Origin of the sequence: Acinetobacter sp. NEB149 (assembly GCF_012516415.1) — a bacterium.
Taxonomy (GTDB): Bacteria; Pseudomonadota; Gammaproteobacteria; order Pseudomonadales; family Moraxellaceae; genus Acinetobacter; species Acinetobacter lwoffii_V.
Genome location: NZ_CP051208.1, coordinates 1,938,050 through 1,956,008 on the forward strand (window position 1 = coordinate 1,938,050; position 17,959 = coordinate 1,956,008).

Annotated in this window: 15 protein-coding genes and 2 pseudogenes; 3 read left to right on the plus strand and 14 right to left on the minus strand. The window is 42.7% G+C overall.

Features of this window, described 5'->3' with window-relative positions:
- The first annotated feature begins 326 nt into the window (after positions 1 to 326).
- The gene (locus tag HGD77_RS09230) at positions 327 to 791 is read left to right on the plus strand and encodes a MarR family winged helix-turn-helix transcriptional regulator (RefSeq protein ID WP_004278843.1); all 465 of its coding nucleotides are present in this window, start codon (positions 327 to 329) and stop codon (positions 789 to 791) included.
- 77 nt (positions 792 to 868) lie between these two features.
- On the opposite strand, the gene HGD77_RS09235 is transcribed toward HGD77_RS09230, so the two are convergent.
- The 5 genes from HGD77_RS09235 to HGD77_RS09255 form a co-directional block, all read right to left on the minus strand.
- A complete protein-coding gene (locus HGD77_RS09235) occupies positions 869 to 1,531 on the minus strand; it encodes an SOS response-associated peptidase family protein (protein ID WP_005247305.1) in 663 nt (220 codons plus the stop codon).
- A gap of 92 nt (positions 1,532 to 1,623) precedes the next feature.
- A complete protein-coding gene (locus HGD77_RS09240; RefSeq protein WP_138742532.1) occupies positions 1,624 to 3,072 on the minus strand; it encodes an aldehyde dehydrogenase family protein in 1,449 nt (482 codons plus the stop codon).
- A 128-nt stretch (positions 3,073 to 3,200) separates the two neighbouring features.
- Positions 3,201 to 5,366, minus strand: a complete 2,166-nt coding sequence (locus HGD77_RS09245) for a malate synthase G (protein WP_004278846.1) — start codon at positions 5,364 to 5,366, stop codon at positions 3,201 to 3,203.
- A 366-nt stretch (positions 5,367 to 5,732) separates the two neighbouring features.
- Positions 5,733 to 6,884 (minus strand): cell division protein ZapE, encoded by a 1,152-nt coding sequence (gene zapE, locus HGD77_RS09250; protein ID WP_138742531.1) that lies wholly within the window; start codon positions 6,882 to 6,884, stop codon positions 5,733 to 5,735.
- Positions 6,885 to 6,968: 84 nt separating this feature from the next.
- Complete coding sequence (locus HGD77_RS09255; RefSeq protein ID WP_004645451.1) at positions 6,969 to 7,976, minus strand: helix-turn-helix domain-containing protein; 1,008 nt, start codon at positions 7,974 to 7,976, stop codon at positions 6,969 to 6,971.
- Between the two features lie 144 nt (positions 7,977 to 8,120).
- Between HGD77_RS09255 and HGD77_RS09260 the strand changes: the two are divergent.
- A pseudogene (locus tag HGD77_RS09260) lies at positions 8,121 to 9,639 on the plus strand (flavin-containing monooxygenase).
- Positions 9,640 to 9,706: 67 nt separating this feature from the next.
- Positions 9,707 to 10,615 (plus strand): lysine exporter LysO family protein, encoded by a 909-nt coding sequence (locus HGD77_RS09265; RefSeq protein ID WP_138742530.1) that lies wholly within the window; start codon positions 9,707 to 9,709, stop codon positions 10,613 to 10,615.
- A 435-nt stretch (positions 10,616 to 11,050) separates the two neighbouring features.
- Here the strand turns inward: HGD77_RS09265 and pyrF are convergent, their stop codons facing one another.
- From pyrF to ung, 9 genes and pseudogenes are all read right to left on the minus strand, one after another.
- Positions 11,051 to 11,731: an orotidine-5'-phosphate decarboxylase gene (gene pyrF / locus HGD77_RS09270; RefSeq protein ID WP_004278851.1), complete on the minus strand. Its 681-nt coding sequence runs from the start codon at positions 11,729 to 11,731 to the stop codon at positions 11,051 to 11,053.
- A gap of 36 nt (positions 11,732 to 11,767) precedes the next feature.
- The gene (locus tag HGD77_RS09275) at positions 11,768 to 12,127 is read right to left on the minus strand and encodes a lipopolysaccharide assembly protein LapA domain-containing protein (protein WP_004278852.1); all 360 of its coding nucleotides are present in this window, start codon (positions 12,125 to 12,127) and stop codon (positions 11,768 to 11,770) included.
- A 24-nt stretch (positions 12,128 to 12,151) separates the two neighbouring features.
- Entirely contained in the window at positions 12,152 to 12,457 is a 306-nt protein-coding gene (locus HGD77_RS09280) for an integration host factor subunit beta (RefSeq protein ID WP_004278853.1), read from the minus strand.
- A 163-nt stretch (positions 12,458 to 12,620) separates the two neighbouring features.
- Positions 12,621 to 14,297, minus strand: a complete 1,677-nt coding sequence (gene rpsA, locus HGD77_RS09285; protein WP_004278854.1) for a 30S ribosomal protein S1 — start codon at positions 14,295 to 14,297, stop codon at positions 12,621 to 12,623.
- 110 nt (positions 14,298 to 14,407) lie between these two features.
- Positions 14,408 to 15,091, minus strand: coding sequence for a (d)CMP kinase (gene cmk / locus HGD77_RS09290; RefSeq protein WP_004278855.1), 684 nt, complete (start codon positions 15,089 to 15,091; stop codon positions 14,408 to 14,410).
- 17 nt (positions 15,092 to 15,108) lie between these two features.
- Positions 15,109 to 15,540, minus strand: coding sequence for an SRPBCC family protein (locus HGD77_RS09295; RefSeq protein ID WP_004278856.1), 432 nt, complete (start codon positions 15,538 to 15,540; stop codon positions 15,109 to 15,111).
- Between the two features lie 60 nt (positions 15,541 to 15,600).
- Positions 15,601 to 16,116 carry a tRNA adenosine(34) deaminase TadA gene (gene tadA / locus HGD77_RS09300; RefSeq protein WP_004278860.1) on the minus strand — a complete coding sequence of 172 codons (516 nt, stop codon included), beginning with the start codon at positions 16,114 to 16,116 and terminating at the stop codon, positions 15,601 to 15,603.
- Between the two features lie 6 nt (positions 16,117 to 16,122).
- Positions 16,123 to 17,244 (minus strand): enoyl-CoA hydratase/isomerase family protein, encoded by a 1,122-nt coding sequence (locus HGD77_RS09305; protein ID WP_004278862.1) that lies wholly within the window; start codon positions 17,242 to 17,244, stop codon positions 16,123 to 16,125.
- Positions 17,241 to 17,953 (minus strand): annotated as a pseudogene (gene ung, locus HGD77_RS09310) (uracil-DNA glycosylase). The gene HGD77_RS09305 and the pseudogene ung overlap by 4 nt, the downstream one beginning before the upstream one ends.
- Positions 17,954 to 17,959 lie beyond the last annotated feature (6 nt).

The following is a 17,959-nucleotide window of genomic DNA, read 5'->3' on the forward strand; positions in this document are numbered from 1 at the left end:
TTAATTTATTGAAATACAATTATTTGCATTAAAACCTATTCAGACAGGCTGCTTAAGAACAATAAAAAGTCTTGGAAAACATTTCTACTCACGAAATACATAATGAGGAATTAAATTTATACAAAATATTATCGCCTTTCATCCGATTTTAAAGAACAATCTTCGCGCCAGATAAGGCTCACATGCAGAACTGATCAACTCCTTGGGATGTTAAGCAAAACTAAAAAGTGTTAGCGCTTTAACATTTTTAAAATAAAGGTTGAAATATGCATAAACTTTTTCATAAAATGAACGGGCCCTAGAAAAATAAATACAAGGAACATTTCATGACTAAGAAATATGCAAAATTTTTGCCGTGTACGGAAGAATTTAATTTAGAAAACTTTCCATATTATTGGGTAACTCAGGTTCATGCTCAATACGTCGTTAATGTCGATCATGCACTAAAAAAGTATGGTGTTGACAATTCCCGCCGCCGCATCCTTCTTGCACTAAAAGCCAAACCGCATGCCAGTGTTTCTGATTTGTCAGAGATGGTTGTTTCTAAAATGTCGACCACGACTAAAATTGTCTACCGCTTAAAAGACGAAGGTCTGGTTGAAACCTATTCATGTGAGGATGACGCACGGATTACCCGAGTATTTTTGACTGACAAAGGCATGCAAATGACACATAAGATCAATGATCTGACCAATGTCGTACTGGAACAGTCATTTGAAGGCCTGACGCCTTTGCAAATTGAAAAAACCATGGAAAGTTTACGTCATATTTTCAAAAATTTAGCTCGTTAAAGACCTACTTTTTATTTTAAATAGACGCTGGCGAATTGGCGCATACTTTATAATAATAAATAATTCGCCAGAGCTTTCTAAAAATCAAAAAAGTTCAGTTGTGGACTGACTTTTTTGATTTTTTCTTTTGGTACATGTGAGCATTCAAAATCTTCTACCGGAAAGCCCTCTACAAAGCTACGAATATCCGGATGCCTTAGCGTTAGCCATTCTTGCAGTCGCTGCTGTGGAATCACAATAACCGAGCGTTTGATATTACCCGGCTCATGAAACTCCTTCATCATGGGATGGTCAATTGCATCCATGGTAATCATACTGGCAGAGCGTACAATTTCCCCTTGTACCCGAGCAATCTCATACACAGCTGCAATAAAAGTCGCCTGACCATCTTTACGTCTTACACCCCAACGCTGCGGTTTATTGTCAAAATATTTGGACTCATAAAATTCCGATACCGGAATGACGCCAAAATGACATTTGGCAGTGGCCTCAGCAAAAGTGGGCTTTTGCAGTAAGGTTTCATTTCTGGCGTTATAGGTCTTGGTGCCTATAGTTTTGTCTTCTGCCCATTTCGGAATGAGTCCAAAATTCACAGAACGCCATTCCAGTCCTTGAGCTGAATGAAATAAAAGCGGTGTAGCATAATTGGGATAGACCTCCTCTGGATATTCAAAAGGAATTTCTGGCAATCCCAGATTATGCAACTGCTCTAAGGTTAAAGGCTTAAAATTGGCGCACATGGTTCATATATGTAAATCATTCGACCATCAGATTATACCGTGATGCCAAGTCGAAGCCTGTCGTATTTCTATAGTGTTAGGCGCGTTGACTGTTATGAATTCGGGACAGTCAACCAATGTGTCCGGGTAAATTCCTCAAAAATCCAGCGGCCATTAAAACGACCCAATCCTGAATTTTTCTCGCCGCCAAAGGGTGCATTTGACTGATCTGCAACACTAATACCATTAATATGCGTCATACCAATATCCAGTTGTGCGGCAAAAGCAGTGCCTCGCTCGATGTTTGAAGTACATACTGCGCTGGATAAACCAAACTCGGTCGCATTGGCCAGATTTAAAGCATGTGCTTCATCCCGGGCTTTTAAGATAGGTAAAATTGGACCGAAGCTTTCTTGCTGCGCCAGATCGGAATCTTCCGCGACATCAATAAAAATATGTGGATAGACCAGATTCCCTTCAATTCCTCCTTCATACACCAGTTGCGCGCTCTGCTCACTGCCTGTTTGAATGATCTGTTGATGCTTTTCAACCTGACTCTGATTAATGATCGGACCGATCACGGTATCTTCCAGATTTGGATCACCCACCGGAATCATTTTGATCCGATCCAGGAGCTTATCTACATAAGCATCATGGATAGAGGCATCGACAATGACCCGGTTAGTACTCATGCAAATTTGTCCCTGATGCATAAAACGCCCCATCAGCGTTAGTTCAACCGCAAGATCAAGATCGGCATCATCCAGAATGACCAAAGGTGCATTGCCACCCAGTTCGAGTGCCAGACGCTTGATTCGGGAACTGGCCAAGGCTTTACTGCCTACACTTTTCCCCACTTCAGTCGAACCGGTAAATGAAATCATTTTCGGCACTGAATGCTCAACAAAATAATCCCCGATTTCACTGCCAGCACCGGCAACAATATTCAGTGCACCTGCAGGCAAACCTGCCTCTTCAAATAATTTACCGATTAAGGTGCCGCCAGTCACTGGTGTATCACTGGCTGGCTTCAGCACAACGGTATTACCACAGGCAATTGCAGTTGCCACTGAACGTAAGGATAAATGAAATGGAAAGTTCCATGGACTAATGACAGCAATCACGCCTAAGGGCTTGCGCAAAACCATACTTTTACGTGCCGGATCCTTACTTTCCAGCTGTTCTGTTTGGATCCAGTCTGGAAAAGCCAGACTTTCCTGAATGATGCCCAGAGCAGCATCCACCTCAACGCCGGCTTTAATGCGCGTACTGCCTGATTCAATAATGAGCCAGTCAATGATTTCGTCCCGACGCTGCTGAATGATCGCGATTAAATTTTGCAGCACTGTTTTACGTACTTCAATGGATTTCAAGCCCCCCTGCTGGAAAGCCTGCTCTGCTGCGGTATAAGCACTGTCGACATCGACAGAACTGGCAGCTGGCATACTAAAAATTTCGCTCTGGGTATAGGGGTTGATATTTTTTATTGTTCTGGTTGAAGTACCGGCTTGCCACTGACCATGAATAAACTGCTGGTCTAAATTTTGATATACCGTTGTCATTTTATTGTTTCCTCGCATGCTTTGCCCCACTTTAAAAGTTCGGCTGGAAAATTTCTAGTCAGAACGACAGCGGCTTACCATTAGACAATAAAAAAGCCTCCGAAGAGGCTTTTTTAAGCTAGACAGGATTAATCACCTGTATAACCTTTTAACTTTAAACGCGCTGCATGTAGAAGCGGCTCGGTATAACCTGATGGCTGCTCACCACCTTTAAAGATCAGGTCAGATGCTGCCTGGAATGCAATATTGTTGGCAAAGTCAGCAGACATTGGTGTATACAGTGGATCATTGGCATTTTGCTCATCCACAATTTTCGCCATACGTTGCATGACTTCTTCTACCTGTTCACGACTTACGATACCGTGACGCAACCAGTTCGCAACATGTTGTGAAGAAATACGTAAAGTCGCACGGTCTTCCATTAAACCGACATCATTGATGTCTGGAACTTTAGAACAACCTACACCCAAATCTACCCAGCGAACCACATAACCTAAAATACCTTGACAGTTATTTTCGAGTTCTTTGGTTTTTTCTTCTTCAGACCAGTTAGTGTCTTTCGCCAATGGTGGTGTCAACAAATCATCTAGAGATAAAGGCTGAGTCGACAATAATTCTTGCTGACGGTCTGCAACATTAATCTGGTGATAGTGAATCGCGTGAATCACCGCACCTGTAGGTGATGGAACCCATGCACAGCTCGCACCCGCTTCAGGATGTTCAGTTTTGGTTTTGTACATGTCAAGCAGCATGTCTGGCTTTGGCCACATGCCTTTACCGATTTGTGCTTTACCACGTAAACCTGCTTGCAGACCAATCATCACGTTACGGTTTTCATAAGCCGGGAACCAGATTTGGCCTTTTACTTCGCCTTTACGAACGAATGGACCAGCTTCCATAAAGGTATGGATTTCATCGCCGGTACGGTCCATGAAACCTGTATTGATGAAGATCGTACGATCTTTGGCTTGTGCAATACAGTTCTTCAAGTTCACAGAAGTACGGCGTTCTTCATCCATAATCCCGATTTTTAAAGTTTTTGCAGGTAAGCCAAGTGCCTGTTCTGCACGTTCAAACAATTCAACGGCAAATGCCACTTCTTCAGGACCATGCATTTTCGGCTTAACGATATACATTGAACCTTGACGCGAGTTCTTGATCGTGTTTTCACCTTTGATGTCTGCAAAAGACAACAATGGCGTAACCAATGCATCCATGATGCCTTCATAGATTTCTGCGCCATCTACCAGAATCGCAGGGTTTGTCATTAAATGACCAACATTACGCAGCAACATCAATGAACGGCCGTGAACTTTAGTTTCACCACCTTCTACATTTTTGAAAGTACGGTCTTCATTCAGTTTACGGGTAACAGTTTTACCGTTTTTCTCAATAGACTCCTCTAAAGTACCTTTCATTAGGCCTAACCAGTTACGGTAGCCTTCCACTTTTTCTTCAGCGTCAACGGCTGCAATCGAGTCTTCCAAGTCCTGAATGGTCGTAACCGCAGCTTCAAGAACTACATCTTTTACACCAGCGGCATCAGTTTGGCCAATCGGGCTGCTGGCATCAATTTGCACAATAGCGTGCAGGCCATTATTTTTAAATACGATTTCAGTCGGTGCTGAAGCTTCGCCATTGTAGCCAACGAATTTAGCTGCATCTGCCACAGTTGTTTTTGAACCGTCTTTTAGGGTAACAACCAGTGCATTAGCTTCAACTGCGTATTGAGTTGCATCTGCATGCGAACCTTGTGCCAATGGGAAAGTTTCGTCGAGGAAATTCTTTGCAAATGCGACAACTTTTTCACCACGTTTCGGGTTATAGCCTTTGCCTTTTTCCGCGCCATCTTCTTCAGAGATGACATCGAAGCCATAAAGTGCATCGTACAAAGAACCCCAACGTGCGTTTGCAGCGTTCAAGCAGTAACGTGCATTACGTACTGGTACCACCAACTGTGGACCTGCCAGTATTGCAATTTCTTCATCTACATTTTCAGTGCTGATTTGAAAATCTTCTACTTCTGGTAACAAGTAGCCAATTTCAGTCAAGAAAGCTTTGTAAGCTTGTAATTCAAATGTGTTATTGCGGTGCCATTCATCAATTTTCGCCTGAATGTCATCACGCTTAGCCAAAAGTGCTTTATTTTTAGGGCTAAGATCAACAACGACTTGTTCAAAGTTTTTCCAGTATGTTTCGCTGTCTAAACCAGAACCTGGTAGTGCTTCATTTTCGATGAAATCGTAAAGTTCTTTAGCAATCGCTAACTTGCCTTTTTGAATACGTGCAGTCATTGTCTTTCCTGATATTGCTACTTTTTATACAAGAGATTCTAGTATACCGATTAAAATCTAGCTGAATAGTATTATCACATTGCTAAATACTGAGCATTTTTTCTAATATGAATACCCTCATAAACATATTTGATCTTTCTCAGTTACAAATAGATATCATTCTGCTAAATACCCTAATGACAGTGTATAAAGTTTTCGAAATGTAGAAATTAGACTTAAGTTCAGATTTTCGAGTAAAAATTATGCATTCTAGTTATACACGATCACATTTAGACCAAGATTAAGCCATGTTTAATCAGGCTTGTCGATAATTTAAGTCCCTATTTTTATAAAAAAAGCGCTGGTAAATGACCAGCGCTTTTATTCTTAGTCTCCGTTCACGGAGGCGATTTTCTCAATCTGGCGATGTTCAGAATTCAGGTATTCATCCGACTGCATTTCCAGCAAACGGGAACGGGTCCGTTCAATTTCAAAGGCCAGTTTTTCACCCTGGTAAATATCCACGATATTATCTTCTGAGGTTAAGAGTAACTTGACGCCACGGTCATAAAATTCATCGACCAGATAAATAAAACGGCGCGTTCCATCATTCAGGAAATCGGTCAGGTGTGGCACATTACTCACCAAAACCGTATTATAAATATTGGCGATTTCAATAAAATCAGCCGGACTGCGTGGCTTTAAACACAGTTCAGAAAATTCACACCACAATACATCTTCAGTATGTGACACGGTTTCAACAATACGGTTGTTGATAATAATCGGCTCTTCAGAACAGGTCTGAGTCTGGGTCAAAGCGCTAAAACGTTGAGCAATCCAGTTTTTATGATCATGCGTTAACGGGAATTTAAACAATTGTGCCTGTTTTAGAACCCGTAGACGGTAATCGACTCCGGCATCAACATTTAAGACCACACAGTTTTTCTTGACCAGTTCGATGGTAGGCATAAAACGGTCACGGTGAATGCCGTTCTTATATAAACCGTCCGGTGCGATATTCGAAGTAGCGACCAAGGTGATACCACGTTCAAACAGCTTCTGGAACAGATCGCTCAGGATCATTGCATCCGTCACGTTAGACACAAAAAATTCATCAAAACAGATGATGACCGCTTCTTTATAAATTCGATCCGCCACGATATCTAGCGGATTACGCTGTCCGGATAATTTGTTTAACTCACGATGCACATGCTGCATAAAATGGTGAAAATGCATCCGGGTTTTACGGCGAAACGGAATCGAATCGTAAAACTGATCCATTAACCAAGTTTTTCCACGCCCCACACCACCCCACATGTACACCCCTTTCGGAGATGTCTGACGGCGAAAGCGGCGAAATGCTTTTTTCGATGCCTTAAAACGCTGAATCAATTCCAGCCAGACACGATTCAGTTCATGTACTGCCATTGCCTGTGCTTCATCAGGCATAAACTGTCCCGAAGAGATCGCTTGTGCATAACGTTCTGCAGGAGACATCGGACTAAAAGCGGTGCTGTGCTGTGAATTAAAATCGGACATAGAATTTCGTACTATTTGGGATCAATTTAATTATAGCGGAGTTTAATCAACACGCTATAACACTTTGGCATAAACTAACTTAGGCTATTTTATATATTGCCGAGGACTTTGCCCAAACCAGCGTTTAAAGGCATGGTTAAAAGCGGCCGGCTCGGAATAGCCTAATAATTCTGCAATCATTTCAATCGAATACTGTTTATATTCAATCAGTCGCAAAGCCTTATCTTTAATAATTTCTTCGCGAATCTGCTTATAACTGGTATCACACTGCTGTAACTGATGCCGCAAGGTTCGTTCCGGAATATTCAACGCCTGTGCCGTTTCAGCCATGCTCGGCATCAGGCCGCTTTGGATTTCCAGATAATCCTGCACACGCTGCACCACAGTCGGCGTCTGCTCATCCTGTTGCAAACGCTCCAGTTCAGCCAGACATTTGGCTTCATAGACAGCAAAAGTGACCGCATCTGCAGAAGGAATTTTAATATCCAACACTGCTTCATCAAACCAGAATGCTGCCCGAGATGCATCAAACTGTACCTGTGTTCCATAATAATCATGATAGACCTTTAAGGTATTCAGATCTTCTGGATAGGCAAATGGCAACTCGATCCGCAAATCAGGTTTGGATAAGCCCATCAATTTGTAGATTTCCCGGATAAACTTAAACGTTCCGGAAATCTCTGCCTGTGCCAGCAACATTCTCAAATGATCATCCTGCTGCTTGGCTCGATAACATAGCGCGCTATGATGCTCGCTTTGCTGCAAGGCCAACTGACCGGTCAAATGCGTCAACTGCTGAAAACGGATCACCTGATTCAATGCATCACGTACCGTAGGACTGGTCACCAGCAACATGAGTAAGGGACCATAACCTGCCAAAGCATAATGCTGGCCAATCAATAATCCCTGTTCAGGTTGGATTTCCTGTCCCACCACCTTAAGCACATCATGTTCCAGACTCGGATGGATCACCGAGCTTGGATCAAAGGCATCTACACGCAGCCCAATGTTTTGCAGTTTCTGATCGACCTCCATGCCAGCCTTGCGCATTCCTTGAATCAAATACATCAGACTGAGAACAGAACGTTTCATAACCATACAAATACAATGTGATTGCTCTAGTTGTACTATAAAAATAATGTGTCGGCTATTGCCGTTTAGATCAATTTTCTGTCTAATCACCAGGGAGCAAATTACGATAAATATCCAACATTAAAATAAGTAAGGAATGTAGTGATGCTAGATCATGCCACCGCTACACGCTCCCCCCCCTCATACCAAAGTTGCCATTATTGGAGCTGGTTGCGGAGGGATTGCCATGGCAATACGTTTACAACAGCATGGTATTTATGATTTTATTATTCTTGAAAAAGGTAGCGATTTTGGCGGAACCTGGCGGGACAATCAGTACCCTGGAGCAGCCTGTGATGTGCAATCACATTTATATTCCTTGTCATTTGCTCCAAAAAGTAATTGATCCAAACGTTATGCGGAAGCACCCGAGATATTTTCTTATATTCAGGATCTGGTGACCGATTATAACCTGCGTGCTTTTTGCCGTTTAAATACCGAAGTACTGGCAGCACATTACCAGGCAGAACGCTGTCTATGGCAATTACAGCTACAGGATCAAAGTATCCTTGAAGCCCAGTTTGTTATATTCGCTTCCGGACCTTTACATATTCCGCAAATCCCAGATATTCTCGGTATTGAGAAATTCCAAGGCAAAGTCTTTCATTCTGCGCAATGGGATCACACTTATGACCCGACTGGCAAAAATGTCGCATCGATTGGAACAGGTGGCAGCGCCATTCAATATATTCCGGAAATTGCCCCGCAATGCAAACATCTGTATGTCATGCAACGTACTGCGGCCTGGGTCATTCCTCGTGATGAACGTGCCTACCCCGACCTTGAGAAGAAACTCTTCAAAAAATATGACTGGTTTAGAAAGCTACACCGTGCCCGCCTGTATTGGTCAAATGAATCGCGTGTCGTACCAATTGCCAAACCGGGCATTATGAAATTCACCCAAAAACTGGCAGAACTATTCATTAAATATGAGGTCAAAAACCCTGAATTGGCCAAAAAACTAACTCCCGATTACATCATGGGCTGCAAACGTATTCTGGTTTCAAATAAATACTTCCCGACGTTTAACCGCCATAATGTGGAACTGGTGACCGAGAAGATTCAGGAACTGACTGAACACAGTATCATTACACAAGATGGAAAAGAGCGGCCGATTGACTGTCTGATTTATGGCACCGGATTCATTACCGATCCACGTATCTATATGAAGAATTTTCAATGTACCGGGCTTGATGGCGTAGAACTGAATGAAATGTGGAAACAAGGTGCTGAAAGCTATTATGGAATTTGCGTGAAAGACTTTCCAAACCTGTTTCAGTTACTGGGGCCAAATACCCTATTGGCACACAACTCTGTCATTTTTATGATTGAGGCACAAGTTGAATATATTTTGCAATTGATGCAACTGGTCGATCAATCCCAAAGCGATGCCATTATGGTTAAAGACCAGGCACAAGATACATTTAATCAGCAGGTGCAACATATGTTTGAAAAGACCGTGTGGCAATCTGGCTGTGTCAACTGGTATCAGCAGGAAGGTGGCAAGAACTTTGCCTTATGGCCAACTTATACCTGGAAATACTGGCTCAAAACCAAAAAGCCAAATGCCAAATGCCAAATGCCAAATGCCACAGATTATCGATTATTGAATAAAGTCGCCTAAAAGCTTTTACCATCTGACATCAAGCGGTGGCATAATTTATAGGTAATTTTTTCAATCCATTAAATTTATGCAATCGCTTTGGCTTATCTTTCAGCTTCTATTCTGTCTAGCACTCGGTTTTGCCATGGCAAAACAAATTCCGCTTTCGATTATTAAAATCTGTTTCAAGCTATTGCCCTATTTTAGCTATGTTTTATTGATTGCAATTGCCTTTGAATTTTCACAATTGGTAGATGAATTGCAGCATCCTCTCCAGATTTTGAGTACGTCGATCAGCATTGCCTTTCTGACCTCGCTCGGTGCTTTTGCATTTTGCTATCTACTATTTAAATGGGCAGGTTATCCTCCTAGTTCCGGTCGGGTATCCGTCGACCTGGTGCTTAAATCCCTACTGAACATGAGCTATGCCTTTTTGGCTCTCGCAGGCGGATATTGTTTACATACGGGCTTGAATCTATTTGATCTATCCATGCAAATCAGCACCTGGCATTTGTTGCTGGTATTTATGTTCATGATTGGCCTGGATCTGGCTTATTCACCTTTAGATCGTTCCTGGTTAAATTTTAAAATTCTCTTAGTTCCGATTGGTTGTATTTTTGGTTCATTATTTGCAGTCATGCTTTATTCATTCTGGAATACAGACATCAGTCTAAAAGATTTGATCATGCTGTCACAAGGCTATGGATTTTACTCAATGTCAGGTGTTGTCGTAACAGAACTCAGAAATGCAGAACTCGGCAGTATCGCGCTAATGAATGACCTGTTTAGAGAAATTTTTGCCATCTTACTCATGTATTGTATGGGCTGGAGATACCCAAGATCCGCCATTTCCGCAGCGGGTGCAACTGCGATGGATGTGACTCTACCGATGGTTAAACAGGCCTGTGGGCATGATTTTATTCCACATGCCATGGTCAGTGGTTTTATTTTGTCACTGTTAGCACCAGTCATGGTGAGTGTACTGGCAGCGATTTAATTACTTTATCACTTTCTCAATCTCACTAAATTCCTCTTTTATAAAGAGGAACTCTCCTCCCTGATTCAGTTTAAAAGCAGAATTTTAAAACGAAGCACAAGCAAGTAGGCCGAGAGGGCTGACTAAAAACTTAAATCAATATCACTTAAGGCATCGCCTACTGTTTCAATAACATCCGAAGCAAGACTGATGGCATCAGATGCCAAACTGACCACATCGATCCCCGCTGTCCGATCTGCTGAGCTTGCCTGCTGTTGTTGCTATTCTTGTTGCTTAAGCTGTTCTGCCTGTTGAATATTTTGAATCACGTCATTCTGTACTTTTTATAATTGTGGTTCAGATGAAGTCATCATTTTTCCTTTTTATTTTATAACCATTTTTTCAATATATAAAAAAAGCCTTTCGACTGAAAGGCTTTTTGTCATTCAAACCGTATTAAAGCGTTGCCAAAATATCTTTCAAAGTCTGACGCATATTTTTAGACTGGGTAATCGGGCGACCAATTACCAGATGTGTTGAGCCATCTAGCATTGCCTGTTTCGGTGTCACAATACGTTTCTGGTCATCTGCATTCGACCCTTCTGGACGAATGCCGGGTGTCACTAATGCAAAGTCTTTTCCAATCGTTTCACGTAACATTTTCGCTTCTTGAGCTGAGCAAACCACCCCATCTAGACCACTGTCTTTTGTCAGTTGTGCCAGACGTTTTACATGCTCATTTGGCTCAATATCCAGACCAATATCTTTCAAGTCTTCACGGCCCATTGACGTCAATACAGTCACTGCAATCAACTGAGTTTTATAATTACCCGCTTGTAAACGCTCTACACAGGTTTCCATCATCTTGCGGCCACCTGAGGCATGCACATTGACCATCCACACACCCAAATCTGCTGCCGCGCATACTGCCTGTGCTGTTGTATTTGGAATATCATGAAATTTCAGATCCAAAAATACATCAAAGCCTCTATCTTGAAGCGCTTTGACAATGATTGGACCTTCATGGGTAAATAACTCTTTACCAACTTTAAGTCGACACAAGGCAGGATCTAACTGTTCTGCAATGGCTAAGGCATCAAATTGGCTTTTGGCATCTAGTGCGACGATGATACTCAAGAGATTACCCCTTCATATAGGCAAAAAATAAGCCCATTATAATGGGCTTTGATTTTCATTGGTAATATCTAATACAGTTTTTTCATGCCGGGTATGGGCTGCTGCTTCAGCGGCCATTAACTTGGCTGTATTCAACTGTTCCTTACGTAGATGTTCAATGTCTTTACGCAGTCGTTTAATTTCCCAATTCGTCTGAAAAACCCGGAAGATCTGAACGCCCAATAACAGGCCCAAAACGACACCTAAAGATAACGTGAGGAGAAGTAATAATCCCAGGCGCATTGCGGGAACTTGAGTAAATAACAAGTCCACTGACAATTCGGTACCGTTTTGCAAAACCAAAGCTAATGAATAACCAAACAGTACCAATAAAAGAATGACCAGAACGTAACGCATGAACACCCCGCAAAATATTTACAATTATTTTTGTGCAGACTCGTTCACAGCGTCACGAAGTGCCTTGCCTGGTTTAAAGTGCGGAACTGCTTTTGCAGCCACTTCTACTGATTTACCAGTTTTAGGGTTACGACCTACGCGCGGTTCACGGTGATGCAATGCAAAACTACCAAATCCACGAATCTCGATACGATTGTCAGTTGATAATGCTTCTATCATTTGATCAATCATAATTTTAACTGCTTCTTCCACTAAAGGCTCAGCCAAATGCGGATTTTTTAACGCAATACGCTCTATTAAGTCAGACTTATTAAGTGCTTCAGTAGTCATCTGCGACCTCTTTAATTATCAAGCTACTTGGGATCTATTTCCCGATAATAACCTGTTTAAATACAAAACGGTAGCGCAATAATTAAATACTACGCTACCGTTTACAGTATTTGTATAAAAAGTATTAGTTAACTTACATTAACAATACAATTCAAACGCTTACTTAGTTGCCCATTTGAGCTTTGATCAGGTCACCAATCGTCTTAGGACCATTGTCTTGACCAGCAGGAGCTGTTTTCAAGTTAGCAACTGCTTCTTTCTCTTCAGCTTCGTCTTTCGCTTTGATAGACAAGTTGATTGCGCGAGATTTACGATCTACGTTGATGATCTTCGCTTCAACTTCTTGACCAACTTCAAGGAACTTAGTTGCATCTTCAACGCGGTCGCGGTTGATTTCAGATGCTTTCAGAGTCGCTTCAACTTCGTCAGCTAACTTAACAGTCGCGCCTTTAGCGTCAACTGCAGTTACAGTACCTTTAACCAACGCACCGCGTTCGTTAGCAGCAAGGAAGTCATTGAACGGATCGTTGTTCATTTGCTTGATGCCAAGGCTGATACGGTTGCCTTCAGCGTCTACAGAAAGGATAACTGCTTCAACAGTGTCGCCTTTCTTGTAACGACGAATCGCTTCTTCGCCTTGTTCGTTCCAAGAAATATCAGACAAGTGAACTAGACCGTCGATACCGCCTGGCAAACCGATGAAGATACCGAAGTCAGTGATAGATTTGATCGTACCAGAAACTTTTTCGCCTTTGTCGTGATCTTTAGCAAACTCTTCCCATGGGTTAGCACGAGTTTGTTTGATACCAAGAGAAATACGACGACGTTCTTCATCAACTTCAAGAACCATAACATCAACTTCGTCACCAATCTGAACAACTTTAGATGGGTGGATGTTTTTGTTCGTGTGATCCATTTCTGAAACGTGTACTAAACCTTCAACGCCTTCAGCGATTTCAGCGAAACAACCGTAGTCAGTCAGGTTAGTTACGCGCGCTTTAACGATTGAACCTTTAGGGTAACGGTTCATGATCGCTAACCATGGATCTTCGCCAAGCTGTTTAAGACCTAGAGAAACACGGTTACGTTCGCGGTCGAATTTAAGTACTTTAACAGTAACTTCTTGACCCACTTCAACAACTTCTGAAGGGTGCTTGATACGTTTCCAAGCCATGTCAGTGATGTGAAGAAGACCATCAATACCGCCAAGGTCAACGAATGCGCCGTAGTCAGTAAGATTTTTGATCGTACCAGTAACTGTTTGACCTTCCTCAAGCTGAGCAAGAAGAGCTTCACGGTCAGCTGAAGATTCAGCTTCCATAACAGCACGACGTGAAACAACAACGTTGTTACGTTTAGCGTCAAGTTTGATTACTTTGAATTCTAACTCTTTGCCTTCTAGGTGAGTAGTATCACGAATAGGACGAGTATCAACTAAAGAACCTGGAAGGAACGCACGTACTGGACCGATGTCAACAGTGAAACCACCTTTAACTTTACCAGAGATAACACCAGTAACGATTTCGCCGTCTTCAAAGATTTTTTCAAGTTTAGTCCAAGTTTCTGCGCGTTTAGCTTTTTCGCGAGAAAGAACTGTTTGACCCATACCGTTGTCAAGTGCTTCAACAACTACGTCTACAGTGTCGCCAACTTGAACTTCAAGTTCGCGCTGTTCATTTAAGAACTCAGCACGGTCAACAACGCCTTCAGATTTAAGGCCAGTGTCAACAGTTACCCAATCAGAGTCAATGCTTACTACAACGCCCTGGATAACTGCACCCTTTTCAACGTTGAGGTTTAATTCGCTTGCTTCAAAGAGGGCTGCAAAAGATTCGGTCATGATATTTCCGATAAAGTCAGCGGTCTTGGATCAGACAAGGCCGGTTTAATTAAGCATCTACATAGTCCATATAAAACTGATCAAGCTATGCGTTTGCTGATAAAATTGGGTTAATTTGCTAACTGCTGATCCACATAAGTGGTCATCAGCTGGAATACTTCATCGATATTCAAATCTGAACTATCGATAATGTAAGCATCATCCGCAGGCTTGAGTGGAGCGACAGCGCGTTCCGTATCTCGTTTATCGCGAGCGATGATATTAGCTAAAATGTCGCTTATTTTAACATCCAGCCCCATGCCCTGCAACTGCTTTACACGTCTTTGCGCGCGTGATTCAGCCGAGGCCGTCAAATATATTTTTGCCTGAGCATTCGGGAAGATACTTGTCGCCATATCACGTCCGTCTGCTACCAGACCAGGCGCCTGTGCAAAGGCATGCTGACGTGAAACCATCGCTGTTCTAAGCTCAGGAATTGCTGCAACTTTTGAAGCAAACTCTCCTACCCGTTCAGTTCGAATAGTTTGGGACACATCTTCACCATCCAGCCACACCTGCACCCCGGTGTCGGTACTGACAAACTGGATATCTAAATTTGTTGCGATTTGTACGCATTCTGGCAATTTCGTGTCTAGCGAATCCAGCAAATCATGGTGATGCAATGACAAACCCAAAAGGCGGTATAAAGCACCAGAATCCAATAAGTGAAACTGATAATGTGCAGCCAGTTTCGCTGCTAACGTGCCCTTGCCAGACCCACTTGGACCATCAATGGTAATAATTTGAACTGTCATTGCTTTCCCGTTGTTGTTTAAACAGATTTTGCGAGTTTTGTCAGGCCTAGTTTAATCGCTGCCTGTAACTGTGCAAGGATTAATTTACTCACAAAAGGCGCACGTGCCTGCAATTCAATCGTATAAGTTACTAACGTTTTGTCATCAGCCAGTGCTTCAAATTCAATAATGCCTAAATGATGCTTGATCAATGGATTTTTAATAATCTGATATTCGATGCGATTATTTGGCTCGAACAAGGTAATTTGTTCTTTCAGCGGCTTCACTGGACCCACACCCATTGCACGTACTGAACCAAGTCCATCAGGATATTCAGCATCCGCAGAATCCTTGATCCGCTCAACCTGCATCGGCGCGAAGGCAATATTATAGGTGGCATGCTTAGACATTAAATCAAAGACATCATCAAGCGCTGCCGGAAATTCTTTTTTTACTTGAATGCTGTTCATTATTGTTCCTGAAGATTGCAGATATTTGAAAGTAAGCAAATTTTAGCGGATAAAGCAGATTTATTTCTGCGTATTTAATAACTTTTCTTGTAACTTGAGTTCTCGTTTCTGCTCGCGGCGCAACTTAAAAAATGCACTCAGCTGTTCAGAACATTGCTGCTGCATGCAGCCTGCCTGGAAAGGAAATACGTGATTATAATAACCGGTTTCAAACAGTTGACGCGCACTCACCAATGAACCCGCTTTCGCTTCAAATGCACCAAATACCACTCGCGAAACCCGCGAATGCACCAGTGCACCGACACACATGGTGCACGGCTCAAGAGTCACATAGAGCACCGCATCATCAGGTAACCGATAATTTTGGATGTTTTGACAGGCATCACGTAGTGCAACAATTTCGGCATGCGCAGTCGGATCATTCAACGAGATGGGCGCATTAAATCCTTGGCCAATGATCTGATTCTGACTGACGATAATTGCCCCCACAGGAATTTCTCCCTGTGCAGCAGCAAGTGCAGCCTGCTCGTAAGCACGCTGCATCCAGTATTCATCTGTAAATTGTGTTTCGGACATTGAAGCTTAAATCACACCATAATGCTTGAGCAGCTCATTCCAGCTTTCAATAGTCGTAACTGGAGGATTCCCAGACAGGATCCCTTTCAAGCTCATATCTGCACCTTTTTTCCACTCAGGACTAAGGTCTTTGTCGACCAGACGTGCTCGTACACCCTCAACAAAGTCATGATGACGAATTTTCCAGTCTGAGATCTGAACTTCCAGTTCGAAAACTTCATTCCAGGAATGTATCTGCTTACCCCATTGCCACAATAGCCAGGTCAAGGCTGCAGTAGTTGGCGAACCTTTTTTCAGGTTTTCACTGGCCTGACGCAACCAGTCACTGCGTGCGTCACTCAGGCCAATAATCGACTCATAATCATGCTCAAAGTTGATGCCACGGCAAACACTATGAATCACGTCCAGAGAGTTTTGTAGCGGTCCCGGGCCTACCGGACGGTGCATACTGTTCAGGGTGTCATCAATGGCACGGAAGTCACCCGCAGGATAATGCTCCCAGTCGATATTAATGACTTTATCCAACACTGAATCACGCTGTGCATCACAAATATGCGTTGCCCAACCAATCCCATAAGCACCCGCAGCAGTCATAATCGAACCAGTCAAGCCTGTGAATAAACCAATCGCACCACGATCCGCCAGAAAGCGGGTTGCACCCACATCTGGATACAAACCGATATTGATTTCAGGCATGGCCAAACGTGAATATGGCGTCACTAAACGGAAAGGTGCTGCCATAAACAAGCCCAGGCCACCGCCCATCACATAACCTTCACCCCAGACTAAAACGGGTTTGGCATAATTATGCAGTAACAGATCGAGTGCATATTCTTGTTCAAAGAATTTATTGGCAGCCGCGACTTCATCATTAATCACTAACTGACGCAGCTTACGCACATCCCCACCCGCACAGAACGCTTTCGGTGTGGTTGAATCCAGCCAGATGGCTTTGACGCTATCATCATGATGAAAGTCCTGAAATACTTCCAGAAGTGCGGAAGCAATCGATTCATCGAGAGCATGCAAAGATTTCGGGCGATTTAAACGAACGATACGCCAACCATTGTGCGCTTCTTCAACAATCAAATCCGGATGATAATGTTTAGTAAGGGGAGAATATTTCATGCGTCCAGCTGCCAATCTATAGGCTCAATGCCATGTTGTTTGAGGTAGTTATTCGATTTTGAAAATACTTTACAACCAAAAAAACCACCACGGTTTGCTGCCAAAGGCGATGGATGTGCTGCCTTTAACACGAGATGCTTGTCTTGATTAATGCGCTGTCCTTTACGCTGTGCGTATGCGCCCCAAAGAATAAAGACAATATGTTCACGCTGTTCATTTAATACATCAATGACGTGATCGGTAAATTCTTCCCAACCGCGCTTCTGATGCGAAGTCGGCTGACCTGCTTCGACGGTCAGTACTGCATTTAACAGAAGCACACCCTGCTCTGCCCAATGCGTCAAGTCACCATGCTTCGGTCTTTCAACCCCGAGATCAGCATGTAACTCATGAAAAATATTACGCAAAGATGGTGGTAATGCAACCCCTTTTGCACGGAAAAGCTTAATCCATGCGCCTGATTTGGGCCATGATAAGGGTCTTGCCCTAAAATTACCACTTTCACCCGATCTAGCGGTGTGGTATTCAAAGCATTAAAAATCAGATGATTGGGAGGATAAATGATTTTATCTGCTTTTTTTTCTTCAACAAGAAATGCTTTTAATTCATCCATTTTCGGACTGAGCAAAAACTCACTCAATCCATATTTCCAGCTTTCATCCAACTGAACTTTATTCAGCTTGGCCAGTTGCTGTTCATTTAAAGACATTCTTCA

Excerpts from the sequence above, each read along its gene's own strand:
- HGD77_RS09230 (WP_004278843.1), top strand. The coding sequence starts at position 327 with ATGACTAAGAAATATGCAAAATTTTTGCCGTGTACGGAAGAATTTAAT.
- HGD77_RS09235 (WP_005247305.1), bottom strand. The coding sequence starts at position 1,531 with ATGTGCGCCAATTTTAAGCCTTTAACCTTAGAGCAGTTGCATAATCTG.
- HGD77_RS09240 (WP_138742532.1), bottom strand. The coding sequence starts at position 3,072 with ATGACAACGGTATATCAAAATTTAGACCAGCAGTTTATTCATGGTCAG.
- HGD77_RS09245 (WP_004278846.1), bottom strand. The coding sequence starts at position 5,366 with ATGACTGCACGTATTCAAAAAGGCAAGTTAGCGATTGCTAAAGAACTT.
- zapE (WP_138742531.1), bottom strand. The coding sequence starts at position 6,884 with ATGTCCGATTTTAATTCACAGCACAGCACCGCTTTTAGTCCGATGTCT.
- HGD77_RS09255 (WP_004645451.1), bottom strand. The coding sequence starts at position 7,976 with ATGAAACGTTCTGTTCTCAGTCTGATGTATTTGATTCAAGGAATGCGC.
- HGD77_RS09265 (WP_138742530.1), top strand. The coding sequence starts at position 9,707 with ATGCAATCGCTTTGGCTTATCTTTCAGCTTCTATTCTGTCTAGCACTC.
- HGD77_RS09275 (WP_004278852.1), bottom strand. The coding sequence starts at position 12,127 with ATGCGTTACGTTCTGGTCATTCTTTTATTGGTACTGTTTGGTTATTCA.
- HGD77_RS09280 (WP_004278853.1), bottom strand. The coding sequence starts at position 12,457 with ATGACTACTGAAGCACTTAATAAGTCTGACTTAATAGAGCGTATTGCG.
- rpsA (WP_004278854.1), bottom strand. The coding sequence starts at position 14,297 with ATGACCGAATCTTTTGCAGCCCTCTTTGAAGCAAGCGAATTAAACCTC.
- cmk (WP_004278855.1), bottom strand. The coding sequence starts at position 15,091 with ATGACAGTTCAAATTATTACCATTGATGGTCCAAGTGGGTCTGGCAAG.
- HGD77_RS09295 (WP_004278856.1), bottom strand. The coding sequence starts at position 15,540 with ATGAACAGCATTCAAGTAAAAAAAGAATTTCCGGCAGCGCTTGATGAT.
- tadA (WP_004278860.1), bottom strand. The coding sequence starts at position 16,116 with ATGTCCGAAACACAATTTACAGATGAATACTGGATGCAGCGTGCTTAC.
- HGD77_RS09305 (WP_004278862.1), bottom strand. The coding sequence starts at position 17,244 with ATGAAATATTCTCCCCTTACTAAACATTATCATCCGGATTTGATTGTT.